Source organism: Cronobacter muytjensii ATCC 51329 (assembly GCF_001277195.1).
Taxonomy (GTDB): domain Bacteria; phylum Pseudomonadota; class Gammaproteobacteria; order Enterobacterales; family Enterobacteriaceae; genus Cronobacter; species Cronobacter muytjensii.
Genome location: NZ_CP012268.1, coordinates 153634 through 169401, shown reverse-complemented (window position 1 = coordinate 169401; position 15768 = coordinate 153634). Strand labels below are relative to the sequence as shown.

At 55.1% G+C, this 15768-nt stretch carries 11 protein-coding genes; 2 read left to right on the top strand and 9 right to left on the bottom strand.

Annotated elements, in window-relative coordinates:
- Window positions 1–44: 44 nt before the first annotated feature.
- Window positions 45–2873 (top strand): excinuclease ABC subunit UvrA, encoded by a 2829-nt coding sequence (uvrA, locus tag AFK63_RS00865; RefSeq protein WP_038867366.1) that lies wholly within the window; start codon window positions 45–47, stop codon window positions 2871–2873.
- Window positions 2874–3017: 144 nt separating this feature from the next.
- Here the strand turns inward: uvrA and AFK63_RS00860 are convergent, their stop codons facing one another.
- The 7 genes from AFK63_RS00860 to dnaB form a co-directional block, all read right to left on the bottom strand.
- A complete protein-coding gene (locus AFK63_RS00860; protein ID WP_071603780.1) occupies window positions 3018–5378 on the bottom strand; it encodes a filamentous hemagglutinin N-terminal domain-containing protein in 2361 nt (786 codons plus the stop codon).
- 509 nt (window positions 5379–5887) lie between these two features.
- A complete protein-coding gene (locus tag AFK63_RS00855; RefSeq protein WP_038867364.1) occupies window positions 5888–6241 on the bottom strand; it encodes an MmcQ/YjbR family DNA-binding protein in 354 nt (117 codons plus the stop codon).
- Window positions 6238–6660, bottom strand: coding sequence for a secondary thiamine-phosphate synthase enzyme YjbQ (locus AFK63_RS00850; protein WP_038867361.1), 423 nt, complete (start codon window positions 6658–6660; stop codon window positions 6238–6240). Before AFK63_RS00850 ends, AFK63_RS00855 begins: the two co-directional genes overlap by 4 nt.
- Before the next feature lie 127 nt (window positions 6661–6787).
- The gene (locus AFK63_RS00845) at window positions 6788–8470 is read right to left on the bottom strand and encodes a ShlB/FhaC/HecB family hemolysin secretion/activation protein (protein WP_038867359.1); all 1683 of its coding nucleotides are present in this window, start codon (window positions 8468–8470) and stop codon (window positions 6788–6790) included.
- A 432-nt stretch (window positions 8471–8902) separates the two neighbouring features.
- Complete coding sequence (tyrB, locus tag AFK63_RS00840) at window positions 8903–10096, bottom strand: aromatic amino acid transaminase (protein ID WP_038867357.1); 1194 nt, start codon at window positions 10094–10096, stop codon at window positions 8903–8905.
- A gap of 259 nt (window positions 10097–10355) precedes the next feature.
- Complete coding sequence (gene alr / locus AFK63_RS00835) at window positions 10356–11435, bottom strand: alanine racemase (RefSeq protein ID WP_038867355.1); 1080 nt, start codon at window positions 11433–11435, stop codon at window positions 10356–10358.
- Between the two features lie 173 nt (window positions 11436–11608).
- Window positions 11609–13015, bottom strand: coding sequence for a replicative DNA helicase (gene dnaB / locus AFK63_RS00830; protein ID WP_004388597.1), 1407 nt, complete (start codon window positions 13013–13015; stop codon window positions 11609–11611).
- Window positions 13016–13135: 120 nt separating this feature from the next.
- Here dnaB and AFK63_RS00825 point away from each other — a divergent pair, with 120 nt between their 5' ends.
- Complete coding sequence (locus AFK63_RS00825) at window positions 13136–14119, top strand: quinone oxidoreductase (protein WP_038867353.1); 984 nt, start codon at window positions 13136–13138, stop codon at window positions 14117–14119.
- Window positions 14120–14299: 180 nt separating this feature from the next.
- On the opposite strand, the gene pspG is transcribed toward AFK63_RS00825, so the two are convergent.
- Together pspG and dusA are read right to left on the bottom strand one after the other, a co-directional pair.
- Window positions 14300–14560, bottom strand: a complete 261-nt coding sequence (pspG, locus tag AFK63_RS00820; protein ID WP_007752812.1) for an envelope stress response protein PspG — start codon at window positions 14558–14560, stop codon at window positions 14300–14302.
- Between the two features lie 131 nt (window positions 14561–14691).
- Window positions 14692–15687 carry a tRNA dihydrouridine(20/20a) synthase DusA gene (gene dusA / locus AFK63_RS00815; RefSeq protein WP_038867350.1) on the bottom strand — a complete coding sequence of 332 codons (996 nt, stop codon included), beginning with the start codon at window positions 15685–15687 and terminating at the stop codon, window positions 14692–14694.
- Window positions 15688–15768: the final 81 nt, after the last annotated feature.

The window sequence follows — 15768 nt, the reverse complement described above, 5'->3', positions numbered from 1 at the left end:
CCTTCAAACACCCAGGCATTAGCGTTCAAATCCAGGAAAGGTGAATGGATAAGATAGAAGTTCGGGGCGCCCGCACCCACAATCTCAAAAATATCAACCTCGTCATTCCGCGCGACAAACTCATCGTCGTGACCGGGCTGTCGGGTTCCGGCAAGTCTTCGCTGGCTTTCGACACGCTCTACGCCGAAGGGCAGCGCCGTTATGTCGAGTCGCTTTCCGCGTACGCGCGTCAGTTCCTGTCGCTGATGGAAAAGCCGGACGTCGACCATATTGAAGGGCTGTCGCCCGCGATTTCCATCGAGCAGAAGTCGACCTCCCATAACCCGCGTTCTACTGTGGGTACCATTACTGAAATTCACGATTACCTGCGCCTGCTGTATGCCCGCGTCGGCGAGCCGCGTTGCCCGGATCACGACGTGACGCTGGCCGCCCAGACCGTCAGTCAGATGGTGGATAACGTACTCGCGTTGCCGGAAGGCAAGCGTCTGATGTTGCTGGCGCCGGTCATCAAAGAACGTAAAGGCGAGCACACCAAAACGCTGGAAAACCTGGCAAGCCAGGGGTATATCCGCGCCCGTATTGATGGCGAGGTGTGCGATCTTTCCGATCCGCCGAAGCTTGAATTGCAGAAAAAACACACCATCGAAGTGGTGGTGGACCGCTTTAAGGTGCGTGAGGATTTAGCCCAGCGCCTGGCGGAGTCATTTGAAACCGCGCTGGAGCTTTCCGGCGGCACGGCGGTCGTGGCGGATATGGACGATGAAAAAGCGGAAGAGCTGCTGTTCTCCGCCAACTTCGCCTGCCCGGTGTGCGGCTACAGCATGCGCGAGCTTGAGCCGCGCCTGTTCTCGTTTAACAACCCGGCTGGCGCGTGTCCGACCTGCGACGGGCTCGGCGTGCAGCAATATTTCGATCCGGATCGCGTGGTGCAGAACACCGAGCTGTCGCTTGCGGGCGGCGCTATCCGCGGCTGGGATCGCCGTAACTTCTACTATTTCCAGATGCTGCGCTCGCTCGCCGACCACTATAAATTCGACGTGGAAGCGCCGTGGAACACGCTCAGCGATAAAGTACAGAAAGCGGTGCTGTTCGGCTCCGGTAAAGAGACGATCGAATTTAAATATATGAACGATCGCGGCGATACGTCTGTGCGTCGTCATCCGTTCGAAGGCGTGCTGCATAATATGGAGCGCCGCTATAAAGAGACCGAATCCAACGCGGTGCGCGAAGAGCTGGCGAAATTTATCAGCAACCGTCCGTGCGCGACTTGTGAAGGTACGCGTCTGCGTCGCGAAGCGCGCCACGTATTTGTAGAAAATACCGCGCTGCCGACCATTTCCGACATGAGCATCGGTCATGCGATGGAGTTCTTCAACAACATGAAGCTCTCCGGCCAGCGCGCCAAAATCGCGGAAAAAGTGCTGAAAGAGATTGGCGATCGCCTGAAATTCCTGGTGAACGTCGGCCTGAACTATCTGACGCTTTCCCGCTCAGCGGAAACGCTCTCCGGCGGCGAAGCGCAGCGTATTCGTCTGGCAAGCCAGATTGGCGCCGGTCTGGTGGGCGTGATGTACGTGCTGGATGAGCCATCTATCGGCCTGCACCAGCGCGATAACGAACGTTTGCTCGGCACGCTTATCCATCTGCGTAACCTCGGCAATACCGTGATTGTGGTAGAGCACGATGAAGACGCCATTCGCGCCGCCGATCATGTGATAGACATCGGCCCTGGCGCTGGCGTACACGGCGGCCAGGTCGTGGCGGAAGGCCCGCTTGACGCGATCATGGCGGTGCCGGAATCACTGACCGGGCAATTCATGAGCGGTAAACGCAAAATTGAAGTGCCGAAAGAACGCGTGAAGGCGGACCCGGAAAAAGTGCTGAAACTCACCGGCGCGCGCGGCAACAACCTGAAAGACGTCACGCTGACGCTGCCGGTTGGTCTGTTTACCTGCGTAACCGGCGTTTCCGGTTCCGGCAAATCGACGCTGATTAACGATACGCTGTTCCCGATAGCCCAGCGCCAGCTCAACGGCGCGACTATCGCCGAGCCTGCGCCCTATCGCGACATTCAGGGGATGGAGCATTTCGATAAGGTCATTGATATTGACCAGAGCCCGATTGGCCGCACGCCGCGCTCGAACCCTGCAACGTATACGGGCGTCTTTACGCCGGTGCGCGAGCTGTTCGCTGGCGTACCGGAATCGCGCTCGCGTGGCTATACGCCGGGCCGCTTCAGCTTTAACGTCCGCGGCGGACGTTGCGAAGCATGTCAGGGCGACGGCGTTATCAAGGTGGAGATGCACTTCCTGCCGGATATCTACGTGCCGTGCGACCAGTGTAAAGGCAAGCGCTACAACCGCGAAACGCTGGAAATTAAGTACAAAGGTAAGACTATCCACGAAGTGCTGGACATGACTATCGAAGAGGCGCGTGAGTTCTTCGACGCGGTGCCGGCGCTGGCGCGTAAGCTGCAAACGCTAATGGATGTGGGCCTGACTTACATTCGTCTCGGCCAGTCTGCGACAACGCTCTCCGGCGGTGAAGCCCAGCGCGTGAAGCTCGCCCGCGAGCTCTCAAAACGCGGGACCGGCCAGACGCTTTACATTCTTGATGAGCCGACCACCGGTCTGCACTTCGCGGATATTCAGCAACTGCTGCAAGTGCTCCATCAGCTCAGGGATCAGGGCAACACGATCGTGGTGATTGAGCATAACCTGGATGTCATCAAAACGGCCGACTGGATTGTCGATCTTGGCCCGGAAGGCGGCAGCGGCGGCGGTGAGATCCTCGTCTCCGGCACGCCGGAAACCGTGGCGGAGTGCAAAGAGTCGCATACCGCACGCTTCCTTAAGCCCCTGTTAAATCAGTAAATTATAATCCGGGTCAGCAGGCCCGGATTTTTTTATTCTGAATTCCCCCTACCCTTATTCTCCGAAGCCGCGTTTAACCCGTCTTCTTGCCCTATAAAAAATGCCCCGCAAAGCAGGGCATTTAACTTCTCTTAAGGGAGAGGATTAACGGCGGTAGTAAGTAGCGCTACCACTACTATTATTGTTCGCCGGGTGGGCGATATCGCTCGGTACTGGCTGCACTTGCGGCTGTGGCTGTGGTTGCGGATTAACCGGGACATGATAATCATCAGGGCGCGGTTGAGGTTGAGGCTCAGGATGTGGCTGCGGCTCAGGACGCGGCTGCGGCTCAGGACGTGGCTGCGGCTCAGGACGCGGCTGCGGGCCTGGTTGCGGTTGCGGTTGCGGAACGTAATCAGGGGTAATGGTTCCCTGATTATCAACGATTGTATTGGCTGCGGTAATCACTTCTTCGCCGCTGATAGATGCACCTTTAGCATTCGTCAGCTTTTTAACGGAGAAATAGACGTCGCCATTGCTGGCGATAGTACCTTTGTTCGTTACCTTATCACCCGTCCAGCTAATGCCATTCGCGCCGTTAATTTCCCCCTGGTTCACGAAGTCATGCTGCTGGGTCTGAAACTGAACCTGGTTAGCCGCCACAATCTTACCGCTGTTGTAATTATCGGTAGATACCGGGCCGTGCCCACCACGCATATCCAGTTTAAAATTATTACCAGCCTGAATCAGGCCTTCGTTTGCAAAGCGGTTATAGACGCTAAAAGTAGCGTCGCGGCCCGCAGTAATAACGCTTGATGAATCTGAAACAAAATTATTGCCAGCAATGACGACATCTTTCTTGCCTTTGATAACGCCACTGCTGTTATCCACCGTCGTGCCATAAACAATATTCAGGGTATTTGCTGAGTTTATTTCGCCGTTTTTATTATCGAGCGCGCCATTCCCATTTAAATAAAGCTGCGTATTCTCGCCTGTAGAGAAAATACGGCCATTTTCATTGTTAATAGTACCATAAGCAATAGTAGAAGTCGGGCCGCCATAACGATTATGGGTGTCTCTGACATCCCCTTCACCAGAGTAGATCCCGCCGTCATTATGGTAATTACGGCTCCAGTCTTCCTTAGAAACGAAATCGCCGCTATTAGTATTAATCAGGGTAACACCACTTAACGCGAGAGTATTATGCGCCTCTATCAAACCTGCATTATTATTAAGCACTGTGGCAGCGATACTGAGGTTACCATCAGAAGCGATCACGCCCTGTTCATTATCAAGGCTGATGACTTCCGGTTCAAGCCGGTTGTGATAGTTATAGTTAAGCCAGGCATCATCGCCACTCTGAATCTGGCCACCTTTATTATTAAGCGTTGAACCGTTCATGGAGAGGGTGCCTTTTGACTCTACATGGCCGCTTTCGTTATCAAAATTAGCGCTGCGGATATTAACGCTACGACCTGTTATTTCGCCGCCACGGTTTTGAATTTCACCACCTTCATTGGTCTGAATATTCAAAACATCTTCAGAGCGAATCTCTGCGTTATTATTCACCAGGGATGCGGCGCTGATATTTCCTTGTTTACCCGCTGCGATCAGGCCGCCGTGATTGGTTAACTGCCCCTCAACATCAATGCTCAAATTGTCATCAGCAATGATATTGGCGTGATCAAGACGAACGCCAACGCCTTCTTCAGTACCGATCATTTTAATTTTGCCGGCATACATTGAACCCAGAGCAGAAACGTCCAGCGCCAGTTCCGGCTTATCGCCATCTGAATCCAGTTTCGTGACTTTACCCTTAGCATCAATGCTGTTGGTGCCGGTCACGATGGTGAGATTTTTAGCCTGCAATTCCCCGTTCAGTTTCACGGAGCGGGCCACGATATCGGTGTACGCCGGCTTGCCATCATTACCGACATCCATACCTGCGCCAGTAATAACGATTTCGCCTTTGTCCACTTTTACGCCGGTCAGTTTCCCATCGTCATCAAAAGTTGGCGTCCCTGTCGTCAGCGAGGCATGGTTAGTATTAATGAAACCGCAGCCGTCGCAGGTAATGCCTGACGGGTTAGCGATAATAACCTGAGCAGATTTGCCTGCCACTTCCACCATACCGTTCAACTGGCTTGGGTCGGACGAACGCACTTCGTTAAGGATAATCGTCGCGCTGTTACCGGCGAGATTGCTGTTAGCGTCGATGTTGCCAGCGAGCTGGGTAGAGGTGTTAGCCGTGCTGTTGTTCAGCACTACGCCATTTTTGTCTACATTAAATTCAGAGTAAATATTGTGCGAAACGCCCTGCTCGCTGGCTTTGTTGATATCGACAACCGTTGCGCCATTTGCGCCAGTATGAATGCCTGGCTGATTTGCCGCGCTGGTATCTGCGGTAATCGCCGCTTTCGCCGATTCAACCATCCCCAGTGCTAAAAGCGTCGCGAAGCAAACCGGGCCCATTTTCGCATAAAGCGTATGCTTAGCTACGCTTTTTACTTCTTTCCTGTTTTTCATTTCCTTTTCCTTTTTCTGTTCAATTCCAGGGCAATATGACGTACAAATTCATGCCATTTATTAATGCCGTACAATTCATAATAAAAACATGCGCGTCATAATTACCGCTTCAATTATATCTTTTAAATATGAAACCAAAAACAAGCCGCAATTATTCTCGCCGAGACAAATAACTCACATGAATACATAACCAACGAACAAAAAACCTCAGTTATTTTAATGACGCACTAAATGTTCAATATATTGCAAAACAATCAGAGAACAGGGGAAGGAAGTGTATTTAAGAACGCTTTTGATTTATTCACAATAAAAAAGGAACTGCCTGACATTGAGGGCCAGACGCATTCAGCAAAAGAGACATATCAACCCTGACGTTAATTTCAGCGCGGGTTTATATTCAGACAAAACATCATTTTTATCTGCTTCAGGCAGCATAACCGTCGCCGGTTTCTGCGGCTCAGAAACATACGCTCAAACCCAATGCGCGGGTCTGTGCCCGCGCAAATGCCTTATACCGAAAGCTGCTGTCGGGTTTGTTCAGGCAACAGCCCGAGCGCCTGCTGATACGACGCGTCGACCAGATAGTAGATCTGCGAATCCGGTAAGTTACCGTCAAGATAAACCGTGCTCCAGTGCGCTTTATTGAGCTGCGCGCTGGGAAAGACATCTTTATGCTCCTGGCGCAGCAGCTCCGCCAGCTCCGGGCTCGTTTTCAGCGACACGGCAGGACGCTGGTCAGCCTCATGCACCATCGCGAACATCACGTCGCCGACTTTTATTTGCGCCGCTTGCCAGTCGCGATGCTCGCTTTGCTCAGCGCCCGGTTTTTTCATGCAGTAATCCAGTAATTCAGAATGGGTCATAAGGATTCTCCTTGAAGCGTCGCGACTACCCTGCGCGAGCCGCCATGATTGCGATGTTCCCCAAGCCAGATCCCCTGCCAGGTGCCGAGTAGCAGGCGTCCCTGCTTTACCGGCAACAGTAAGGAAACCCCCAGGGTGGAGGATTTAATGTGCGCGGGCATATCGTCCGGCCCTTCGTCGTCATGTTCATAGGACGCGTTTTCAGGCGCGGCTTTAAGAAAATGGCGCTCCATATCCCGGCGTACCGAGGGATCGCAATTTTCGTTGAGCGTCAGAGAGGCTGAGGTGTGCTGAAGCAGCAGATGCAGCAACCCCGTCTGCACCTGCGCAAGCGCGGGAAGCTGGCTGACGATTTCATCAGTAATAAGGTGAAAACCCCGCGGTCTGGCTGTTAATGTCAGGGTTTGTTGAAACCACATACGCTGCTCCCTTAAAAATCGTTACCCTCTAAGTGTGCAGACTACGCGGCAAAAGGCAAAATTCCGCTGGCGTTATGCTGTCATTTTACACATCACTTTCGCAAGAAGCGTAAATCTGGCGCGGCGCTCAGTATTGCCACTGCATTGCAAAGCCTAGCGTGAACGGGCTGGTATGCATGTTGTCAGGTTTTAAGAGCGGCGCGCCAGCGAAAAGATCGTACCCGAATTTGCCTTTCACTCCCCGCACGCCGAGCACAGCGCCCGCGATGCGCTTTCCGCTCCAGTAGTCGTTTTTCGAGCCTTTAACTTCGCCATAATCCACGCCCATATAAGGCTGTACGCCCCACAGCGGCAGGTTGAGGTTGATATCGTTGCGCAAATACCAGCCTTTATCCGCATACAGTGTCGTCTCTCCGTCAAAGCCGCGTACCGTCCAGCGGTTGCCGATGGTAAATTTATCCGGCTGCGTCAGGCGATCCGGCGAAGTCTGCGACATAAAATGCGGCTCATAACTCATCGAGAGGTTACCTGCGCGGAACGGAAACGAGCCATCAACGCCCAGCGTGAGAATACGCGCCTGCGCATCGGCATTGCCCACTTCCTCTTCGGCATCCGCCTGTTCGTTAAACCAGTGCGCGGCCTTCTGGTAGCCGAGACGGGCTTTTATCTGGCCGAAAGAAAGATACGCCAGGTGCTCCAGCGACAGTTTCCAGTTGCTGGTTTTGCGCCGCTGCACCTCGATTTCCACATCGTTAAGCAGGTATGTGGAGTCCCGGCGAAAAGCCTTCAACGCCAGCGTGGTTTTCTGACTGTTGCTGCGATAAATCACGCGGCTTAACTGGGCGCTGCGATATTTTTCGATCCCGCTGTAGAGATAACTAAACGCGCCGTCATGGATAGTCTGGGTATAACGGTACTTGCTGCCATAAAGTTCAAGCAGCCAGTAGCCCCACGGAACGGAATAAAACGCCGAGACGTTATCGCTGCGGCGGCCATCCAGATTTTTTAGCCCTCCGCCATAGGCGGCGTAAAACATATCATTCAGTGAAGTCAGATTATCGAGGTAAAACGCCAGCCCGCTCTGGTAGCGTCCTGTATATTTGCTGCCGGCATCATCCGCCCACGCGCCGAGCCGCCAGTGTTTGGGCTGCGTACGCGTAACCTCTACCCGCGTCTCGCCAGGTTTCGTACCGGGAAGTAAATGAATACTGGCGTTCGAGCCTGGCGTGCGCTGTAAATTCTCAAGCCCCTGTTCAAGACCGCGTAAATCCAGCACATCGCCTTTTTTTTCCGGAAAATTATTGATGGCATGTATGTATTTACCGGAATCATCTTTGAAGACAATATCGCTAATCGTACCGGGAAGAATGTGAAAGGTTAGCGTGCCGCTTTTGAGATCCTGCGCGGGGATCAAGACCCGCGTTGTGATATAGCCATGTTCAATCAGGCGGTTTTGCACCGCGTTACGAAGGGCTTTCAGGCCATTAATACCGATGCATTTTCCCTTCACGCTCAGGACGATATCCCGAAAGGTCATCCAGTGCGCGACAGCATTTTTATTTTCAAACAAAATATTATTAATAGGGTAACAGGGATTTTCATCTGGCAGGTTCAGACCCGCTTTATGTTCATCCTTTGAGCCAGAAAGTAAGGATTTACTTTCAGTAGCAAGGCTGTCATGCCGGGCTTCATTCTGTTGTTGCTGGTTTAATGCCTGCTGGTTCGCCATGACTTCAGCATAAGCCGGGGAATGAACGCCAGCCAGTACTGAAATAATCGCGATACAGACGCTTGAACGACGAACACTCACATGAATTCCTTAACGATCCCTGTTCCCGGCTTCCGTTTATACGCGCGACGTAAACGGCTTCCCTGATCCTGTAATAAAAAATAGCCGGCAGATATATAGTGCCGCTTCCGGCATCGCAAAGAAAACCTGTAAGAAAGTGCGAATAAGTCTGCGGAGAAATGAAAAAGGGGAATAAGAGCCGCAAATAATTGAGGCGGCAATGCGTGATTAGCGCATCCATAAATAAACAGATGCGTAAAACAGACTCCACTAAAGCTCGCGAAAAGGGTGCGGGTGAGTTTTACGTTAATTTGAGAAAGTAACTTGAGGCTGACTTATTAAATTAATATATTTCATCCTGCTTACAAATTAACGGGTAATCATTAAGAATTGACGCAATCCCGGTGGCGTTAAAAGAGGAAAAAGCGCTGCGAAGCAGCGCTTTGAGAAAAGTTACATGACGGCGGCGAACGCCTGCGCAACCTGCTGCACGTTGCTGCGGTTAAGACCCGCCACGCACATACGACCGCTGCTGATGAGATAAACACCGAACTCGTCACGAAGACGGTCAACCTGCGCGGCGCTGAGGCCGGTATAGCTGAACATGCCGCGCTGCTTCAGCAGGTAATCGAAATTACGCCCCGGCACTTCGGTTTTCAGCACTTCCACCAGCGCCTGGCGCATCTCCAGAATGCGACAGCGCATCGCCTCAACTTCCGCGAGCCACTGCGCTTTCAGCGCGGCGTCGGTAAGCACGGTCGCGACCACCTGCGCGCCGAAATTCGGCGGGCTGGAGTAGTTGCGTCGCACGGTCGCTTTGAGCTGGCCAAGCACGCGCGCGGCGGTTTGCGCGTCGTCACAGACCACCGACAGCCCGCCCACGCGCTCGCCATACAGCGAAAAGATTTTCGAAAACGAATTGCTGACTAACGCGGGGAGACCGGCGCTGGCAATAGCGCGGATCGCGTACGCGTCTTCTTCCATCCCCGCGCCAAAGCCCTGATAGGCGATATCCAGGAATGGGATCAGTTCACGCGCTTTCAGCACCTCGACCACCGCATCCCACTGGGCGTTGGTAAGATCGGCGCCGGTCGGGTTATGGCAGCACGGATGCAGCAGCACGATGTCGCGCGCAGGCAGCGTGTTGAGCGTTGCCAGCAGCGCGTCGAAACGCACGCCGTTGGTTTCCTCATCAAACCAGGGGTAAGTGCTTACTTCAAAGCCAGCGCCGCTGAAAATCGCGACGTGGTTTTCCCAGGTGGGATCGCTCACCCAGACGCGGGAATGTGGGAAGTAACGCTTAAGGAAATCGGCGCCGATTTTCAGCGCGCCCGACCCGCCTACCGTCTGAATGCTGGCGATACGGCCCGCGGTCAGAGCCGGATGATCGGCGCCGAACAACAGCGGCGCGATGGCGCCGCGGTAGGCGTTAAGCCCTTCCATCGGGAGATAAAGCGAAGCGCCGTGCGGCTGCGCGTTAAGACGTGCCTCAGCCTGCGTTACGGCCTGTAGCTGCGGGATAATGCCCTGTTCGTTGTAATAGAGGCCGATACTCAGGTTCACTTTGTCGCCACGCGAGTCTTCTTTAAAGCGTTCCATGAGCGAAAGGATGGGGTCGCCGGCGTAGGCGTCAACATTCTGAAACACGCTTGGTTCTCCAGATTTACGGTGTGATGTTTGTCCACAATAAACCGGATAGCGCGGCAGATCGAGCGGGATATGGTTGATTCGCAGCGCAAAGATCAGGGGGCGGCAGAGAGCGGGTAAATGCAGACAGAGGATAAGCGAAGATGGCGGGGGCGCTGCGCTTACCCGCCCGATAATCCTCTATCACTCTATTAGCCAGATACGCGGGATAGTTAAGCGCAGCGCGCCTGCCGCCAGCCATTAACGCGCTGCGTGACGTTCAATCCTCGTAACGCATCGCAACCCGCGAAGTGAGCCGCGTGACAAGTTCGTAAGCGCTCACATCTGTTACTTTGGCGATGCGTTCGACCGGCAGGCCGTCGCCCCACAGGATGACGCTATCGCCCGCTTTTTCCTGCGCGCCTGGGCCTAAATCCACACAAATCATATCCATCGCCACGCGCCCAACGATCGGCACTTCGCGGCCATTAACCAGCACCGGCGTACCGGTGGGCGCGCAGCGCGGATAGCCATCGCCGTAGCCCATCGCCACTACGCCAAGCCGCGTATCGCGCTCGCTCACCCATGTGCCGCCATAACCTACCGGCTCGCCCGCTTTATGGTCGCGTACGGCGATCAGGCTTGAAATGAGTGACATCGCGGGCTGAAAGCCCAGCTCCGCGCCCCACGGATGCGTATCCAGCGGCGACACGCCATAAAGGATAATGCCGGGGCGCACCCAGTCGAAGTGCGACTGCGGCCAGAACAGAATGCCGCCGGACGCCGCAATAGAGCGCTTGCCGGGTTTGTCATGCGTAAAGCTGTTGAAAATATCCAGCTGACGCTCGGTGGCGCCGCATTCTGGCTCGTCGGCGCGGGCGAAATGACTTACTACATTCACCGGCTGACGCACGTTTTTACAGGCCGCGAGCCGGTCGTAAAATGCCTGCGCCGCCTCCGGACGCACGCCTAAGCGGTGCATGCCGGTATCGAGTTTCATCCAGACAGTCACCGGCTCCGACAGCGCCGCCTGCTCCAGCGCCGCCAGCTGTTCTTCGCTATGCACGGCGGTGTGCAGATGCTGCGCAGCGATAACCGGCAGATCGCTGGCGTTAAAAAAACCTTCCAGCAGGAGAACGGGTTGCGTAATACCGCCTTCACGCAGACGCAGCGCCTCTTCAAGGCGGGCTACGCCGAACGCGTCGGCATCAGGAAGAGTGCGGGCGGTCTCAAGGAGACCGTGTCCATAGGCGTTTGCCTTCACCACCGCAACCAGCTTACTGGCGGGCGCCAGTTCACGCAGGCGTTGCAGGTTGTGACGCAGAGCGCGGCGGTTTACTACCACAGTTGCCGCTTGCATTGACTTTCCTTGCAGTTGTTTTGGTGTTTTAACTTTTAAGCTACAGACAATTTGGCGTTATTGGCGCAGCGAGTTCGGGTGCGGCCAGCGCGCAGCCACCGGAGCGTACTGAAATACGTGAGGATGGCGAGCACTGCCCAAGCCCGCAATCGCAAGTAAAATAGCCAAATTAATCATTCGTCGTCGTACTGAGGGCCAGCGTAGTTATCAAACCGCGACCACTGCCCATTAAACGTCAGGCGCACCGTGCCGATAGGGCCGTTACGCTGCTTACCGATAATGATCTCCGCGATGCCTTTTAAATCGCTGTTCTCGTGATACACCTCATCACGGTAGATGAACATGATAAGGTCGGCGTCCTGCTCGATGGAGCCGGATTCACGCAAATCCGAGTTCACCGGGCGCTTGTCGGCGCGCTGTTCCAGCGAGCGGTTAAGCTGCGAGAGCGCCACCACCGGCACCTGAAGCTCCTTCGCCAGCGCTTTCAGCGAGCGCGAAATCTCGGCAATTTCCAGCGTTCGGTTATCAGAGAGCGACGGCACGCGCATCAGTTGCAGGTAGTCGATCATAATCAGGCTTAAGCCGCCGTGCTCACGGTAGATGCGGCGCGCGCGGGAGCGCACTTCTGTCGGGGTCAGGCCGGAGGAGTCGTCAATATACATATTGCGCTTCTCAAGCAGAATACCCATGGTACCGGAAATGCGCGCCCAGTCCTCATCGTCCAGCTGGCCGGTACGAATGCGCGTCTGATCGACGCGGGAGAGCGATGCCAGCATACGCATCATAATCTGCTCGCCGGGCATCTCAAGGGAGAAAATCAGCACCGGTTTATCCTGCAGCATCGCGGCGTTTTCGCACAGGTTCATGGCGAAGGTGGTTTTACCCATTGATGGGCGCGCCGCCACGATGATCAGATCCGAGCGCTGTAAGCCCGCGGTCTTTTTATTGAGATCCTGATAGCCGGTATCGACGCCCGTCACGCCGTCATGCGGCTGCTGGTAAAGCGTTTCGATGCGCGCGACGGTGGCTTCGAGGATCTGATCGATACTCTTCGGGCCTTCGTCTTTATTGGCGCGGTTTTCGGCTATCTGGAATACGCGCGATTCGGCGAGATCAAGCAGATCCTCACTGGTGCGGCCCTGCGGATCGTAGCCGGCGTCGGCAATCTCATTGGCGACCGAAATCATGTCGCGCACCACCGCGCGTTCTCGCACGATATCAGCATAGGCGCTGATATTCGCGGCACTGGGGGTGTTCTTGGAAAGCTCCGCGAGGTAGGCGAAGCCGCCGACGCTTTCCAGCTGCCCTTGTAGCTCCAGCGATTCCGACAGCGTGATCAGATCGATGGGTTTGCCCATCTCCTGCAGGCGATGCATTTCGGTGAAGATCATGCGGTGCTGGCGGGTGTAGAAATCCTCGGCCACGACGCGCTCGGCCACATCGTCCCAGCGCTCGTTATCCAGCATTAAACCGCCCAACACCGACTGTTCCGCCTCCATGGAATGCGGCGGCATTTTCAGCCCGGCGACCTGCGGGTCACGAGGTTCAGTAGGTTTGTTGAAGGGTTTATTTCCTGCCATAGTGAATGGAGTTACCAAAAATCATCATCAGAGAGAATGTGGAGTGTATCTGATCTGAGTCGTTTTGTACTCAGTTTGCACGCTCCCGCGTTCATGCCCGACACTTAACAAGGAGTTCCTATGGCGACGCGTATTGAGTTCAGCCAGCATGGCGGACCAGAAGTGTTAAAAGCGGTGACGTTCACCCCGGCCGACCCGGACGAGCTTGAAGTCCAGGTGGAAAACAAAGCCATCGGCATCAACTATATCGACACCTATATTCGCAGCGGACTTTACCCGCCGCCAGCGCTTCCGGCAGGGCTTGGCACTGAGGCCGCAGGCGTCGTCACCAAAGTCGGGAGCGGCGTGACGCACCTCAAACCTGGCGATCGCGTGGTTTACGCCCAGTCGGCGCTCGGCGCCTACAGTTCAGTGCACAATGTCCCGGCGGACAAAGCCGTCGTGCTGCCGGACGTTATCTCCTTTGAACAGGCGGCGGCCTGCTTTTTAAAAGGGCTGACCGTCTTTTATCTGCTGCGCAAAACCTATGAAATTAAACCCGACGAGATGTTTCTGTTTCATGCGGCCGCAGGCGGCGTCGGGCTTATCGCCTGTCAGTGGGCCAAAGCGCTTGGCGCGCGGCTTATCGGCACCGTCGGCTCGGCGGAAAAAGCCCAGCGTGCGAAACAGGCGGGCGCCTGGGAGCTGATTAACTATCGTGAAGAGAGCGTGCCCGAGCGAGTGCGTGAGTTGACCGGCGGGAAAAAGGTGCGCGTGGTGTATGACTCGGTCGGTAAAGAGACGTGGGAATCGTCGCTCGACTGCCTGCAGCGGCGTGGCCTGATGGTGAGCTTCGGCAACTCCTCCGGCCCGGTCACCGGCGTGAACCTGGGGATCCTCAACCAGAAAGGCTCGCTTTACGTAACGCGCCCGTCGCTTAACGGCTATTTAACGAATCGTGCCGAACTGGAAGAAGCCAGCAACGAGCTCTTTTCGCTGATCGCAAGCGGCGTGATTAAAGTGGATGTGGCCGACAGCCAGAAATTCGCGCTGGAAGAGGCTACGCGCGCGCATCAGACGCTGGAGAGCCGCAGTACACAAGGCTCCAGCTTATTGATTCCCTGAAAGAATTAGGGCTTCCCGCAGGAAGCCCTTTCTTTTTTATTGTCGCGCTGGTTGTAGGGTACAGCGCTGATGAATTCTGTCATACGGCGGACATATTGACAGATTGAATAAGCAAATAATATGGCTTTCGACTGAAAGCCCGCCGGAAAGTTGCAGGGTTGTGATCAACCCCGCAACTTATCAGTAACGCCAGCGGTTCGCCCGGCTATAGCGTGAGGTGCGGCGATAATCCGGCACTTTCGGGGCCTTCACGCTGCGGATCACCCAGACGACAGCGACTGCCAGCAACAGCCACGGCAGCACTTTAATCATCAGCGCGAATACGCCACCGAAAAACATTACCAGCGTCGCCACCATCAGCGCGGCGATGATGCCGAGCAGCGATACGCCCGTTGCCAGCAGCATCAGGAAAAAGGCCACCACAAACAGCAGTTCAAACATTCTCGTTCTCCTTTGAAACGTTATGCCCTGCTATTACAAGATTCGTGCCAGAATTAACCTGTTGAATTAAAAAGAAACGCCCCCGGTGGCAGCCGGAGGCGTTAGTGAAATTAACCATATTATGGCGAAGATCAGCGCTTGTCGGCCACCAGCTTCAGCGCCTGCTCCAGTACATTGATATCTGCGCCTGGCTTGTGGGCATTTTCGCTCAGGTAGCGTCGCCACTGGCGCGCGCCCGGGATCCCCTGGAACAGCCCGAGCATATGACGGGTGACGTGGCCTAAATAAGTGCCGTTCGCCAGTTCACGCTCGATGTACGGATACATCGCGCGCACCACCGCGACCGGGTCGGCGTCCGGCGTATCAAGCCCGAAAATGTCACGGTCGACCGATGCCAGCAGGCCAGGATTCTGGTAGGCCTCACGGCCCACCATTACGCCATCCATATGCGCCAGATGGGTTTTCACCTCGTCCAGCGTTTTGATGCCGCCGTTTATCGACATTGTAAGCTGCGGGAAATCGCGCTTGAGCTGATAAACGCGCGGGTAATCGAGCGGCGGGATCTCACGGTTTTCTTTTGGACTCAGGCCAGACAGCCACGCTTTACGCGCGTGGATTATAAAAGTGTCGCAGCCGCCCTGCTCCGCCACAGTACCGACGAAATCGCAGAGGAATTCGTAGCTGTCCTGCTCATCGATGCCGATGCGGGTTTTGACCGTCACAGGAATGGAAACCACATCGCGCATCGCCTTAATGCAGTCGGCAACCAGCTGCGCCTCGCCCATCAGGCACGCGCCGAAGCGGCCATTCTGCACGCGGTCAGACGGGCAGCCGACGTTCAGGTTGATCTCATCATAGCCGCGCGCTTCGGCAAGCTTCGCGCAGTGCGCCAGCGCCGCCGGATCGCTTCCGCCAAGCTGTAACGCCACCGGATGTTCCTCTTCGCTATAGGCGAGATAGTCACCTTTGCCATGGATGATGGCACCGGTCGTCACCATTTCGGTATACAGCAGCACCTGCGAAGAGAGCTGGCGCAGGAAATAGCGGCAGTGGCGATCGGTCCAGTCGAGCATGGGCGCGATGGAAAAACGATGGGCGGAAAAAGCGTTACGGGATGTGGACGTCATAGTAGCTAAGCGAGTCGAAGTTCGGGCTGAAAAAGGGGCGCTACTATAGCACAAACTTCAGGCAGGGGCGCACAGCGCCCC